The sequence below is a fragment of the Collinsella aerofaciens genome (genome assembly GCF_040910325.1).
GTDB classification, from domain to species: Bacteria; Actinomycetota; Coriobacteriia; order Coriobacteriales; family Coriobacteriaceae; genus Collinsella; species Collinsella aerofaciens_BL.
On record NZ_JBDGAV010000022.1, the window covers coordinates 33,547 to 36,221 of the forward strand.

Annotated in this window: 3 protein-coding genes and 1 pseudogene; all 4 read right to left on the reverse strand. The window is 63.4% G+C overall.

What is annotated here, in order from left to right; genetic code table 11:
• A partial coding sequence (cysS, locus tag AB5Z25_RS08765; RefSeq protein WP_368135332.1) for a cysteine--tRNA ligase occupies positions 1-1,153 on the reverse strand: 1,153 nt, incomplete at its 3' end.
• 3 nt (positions 1,154-1,156) lie between these two features.
• Positions 1,157-1,651, reverse strand: a complete 495-nt coding sequence (gene ispF, locus AB5Z25_RS08770) for a 2-C-methyl-D-erythritol 2,4-cyclodiphosphate synthase (protein WP_006234975.1) — start codon at positions 1,649-1,651, stop codon at positions 1,157-1,159.
• Positions 1,641-2,369, reverse strand: a complete 729-nt coding sequence (gene ispD, locus AB5Z25_RS08775) for a 2-C-methyl-D-erythritol 4-phosphate cytidylyltransferase (RefSeq protein WP_368135333.1) — start codon at positions 2,367-2,369, stop codon at positions 1,641-1,643. Before ispD ends, ispF begins: the two co-directional genes overlap by 11 nt.
• Positions 2,369-2,675, reverse strand: a pseudogene (locus AB5Z25_RS08780) (DNA integrity scanning diadenylate cyclase DisA); the annotation flags it as partial. The gene ispD and the pseudogene AB5Z25_RS08780, both read right to left, overlap by 1 nt.

A 2,675-nucleotide genomic window follows, 5' to 3' on the forward strand; every position in this document is an offset into this window, starting at 1 on the left:
GCTCCAGGTACTGGTTGCACTCGGTTACAAAGCCAAAGACGGCACCCATGGCACCGGCGGTGTTAAAGTCGTCGTCCATGCACTCCTTAAAGGTGGCACGGGTCTCGGCGGACTTGGCGGCAAACGCCTCGGATGCTGCCTCATCGGCATCGGCCGTCGCATGGTTCGCGGCCCAGCGCAGGTTCTCGACCGTACCGGCGATACGCGTGAGCGAATTCTCGGCACCCTCCAGGCGCTCCCAGGAGAAGTCGAGCGGCGAGCGATAGCTCGTCTGCAGCATCAGCAGGCGCAGGGCGGCAGCGGAGTGCTGCTCGAGAACCTCGGCCAGCGTAAAGAAGTTTCCGAGCGACTTGGACATCTTCTCGCCGTCTACCAGCAGCATGCCCGTGTGCATCCAGGTGTTGGAGAAGCCCTGGTGCCAGGCGCAGGTGGCCTGGGCGCACTCGTTCTCGTGATGCGGGAAGGCAAGGTCGGAGCCGCCGCCGTGGATGTCAATCGGGGTGCCCAGGTAACGATGCACCATGGCGGCGCACTCGGTATGCCAACCGGGACGGCCCTCGCCCCAAGGGCTCGGCCAGCTGGGCTCGCCGGGCTTGGCGGCCTTCCACAGGGCAAAGTCGAGCGGGTCGTTCTTGTCCTCGTTCTCCTCGATGCGTGCACCCACCATAAGGTCGTCGATGTTGCGGCCCGAGACTTGGCCGTAGTTGGGATCGCTGCGCACGGCAAAGTACACGTCGCCGTTATCGGCGGCATAGGCATGGCCCTGCTCGATAAGCGTCTTGATCATGGCGATCATGGGGCCGATCTCTTTGGTAGCGCGGGGACGCACGTCGGGATCGAGCACGTTGGCAGCGCGCATGACGCCAATGAACTTATCCGAGAACTCCGTCGCGACCTCGGCGGCCGTACGGCCCTGCTCGTTGGCGCGCTTGATGATCTTGTCGTCGACATCGGTGAGGTTCTGGGCGAACGTGACCTCATAGCCGCTCGCGATGAGCCAACGACGAATCACATCGAAGCTGATGAACGTGCGAGCATTGCCGATGTGGATGTTGTCGTAGACCGTGGGGCCGCACACGTACATGCGGACCTTGCCGGACTCGATGGGCTGGAACTCTTCCTTTTTATGGGTAGCGCTGTTGTAGATACGCATTCGTTACTCCTTAACGGTTTTCTGTAGCAGGCAGACGGCCCAGGCGCCGATTCCCTCGCCTTGGCCTTCCCAACCGAGCTTTTCGGTCGTGGTAGCGGCGACGCCCACGTTTTCGACGTCAACGCCCAGGGCATGGGCAAGGTTGGCGCGCATGGCATCGCGGTGCGGGGTGATCTTAGGCTGCTGACAGGCAATGGTGCAATCGGCATCGACAAACTCAAAGCCCAGCTCGCGCGCATAGTCCATCACGCGGGCAAGCAGCACCATCGAATCGGCACCCTCGTAGGCGGGATCGGTGTCGGGGAATAGCTTGCCGATGTCTCCCCCGCGGCAGGCGCCCAGAATGGCGTCGGCCAAGGCGTGCGCGAGCACATCGGCATCCGAGTGGCCCAGCAGGCCGCGCTCGTAGGGAATGTCGACACCGCCGATGATACATCGACGCCCCTCCACCAGACGGTGAACGTCGTAGCCATGGCCAATGCGCAGGTTACTGAACATGGGGAAGGTCCTCTCCCTCGGCCATACGGCCAAGCAGAATCGCGGTTACGGGACGCAAGTCCTCGGGCACCGTCACCTTAAGGTTATCGCGCGGGCTCTGGACGCAGCGGACGCGCCCACCCATGCGCTCGACCAGCGACGAATCATCGGTGCCGATAAAGCCCTCGGCAATGGCTGCAGCGTGGGCGCGCTTCATAGCATCGACGCTAAAGATCTGCGGCGTCTGCGCAGCCCAATAAAGCTCACGCGGCGGCGTCTCGACGATGTTATCGCCGTCGACGATCTTGAGTGTGTCGATCGCGGGTTGACCGCACACGACACCGTCGAGCGAGCGGTCGCCCACAAGCACGTCGATCGCATGATCGATGGCCTCGGTCGTGATGAGCGGACGAGCGCCATCGTGAATGGCGACGTATTCAAAGCCCGCCGGCACCGCGTGCACGCCGGCACGGGTGGAGTCCTGGCGGGTATCGCCGGCATCGGCAAAACTGATGGGCGTGTCATAGTCAAACGGGTCGATGGCCAGGCGGCGCATCTCGGCACGGCGCTCGGCAGAGCAAACCACGACGATGTGGCCGACCTTATCGCTACGGTCAAACGCGCGGATGGACCAGCTCATAAGCGGACGGCCCGCTACATTGACGAGCTGCTTGCCGCCGGGGTTACCAAAGCGCTGGCCGCTGCCACCGGCAACGACCACGGCGCATACGGGCGCCATTATGCGTTCCCCTGTTTGGTGCCCTTCATGCGGTACAGGGAGTCCGCAAGAATGGCAGGGTTGTTAACGCCAAAGTCGCCCAGGCGCTCCGGATCCTCGCTGATGTCATCCATGAGCTCCTGCAGCGAGCCGTACTCGTCGACGATCTTCTCGGCCACGCCGTCGCGCACGACGGACACGCGCGAAAGCGTGCGCAGGCCCAGCGGCGTCATGACGGAGTCCTCGTCCAGGTCGTCATAGCCCAGAACCGCCGCCACATGCTGCGGGTCGGACAGGTCCTTAGGCGTCATGCGGCTCAGCTCGGCG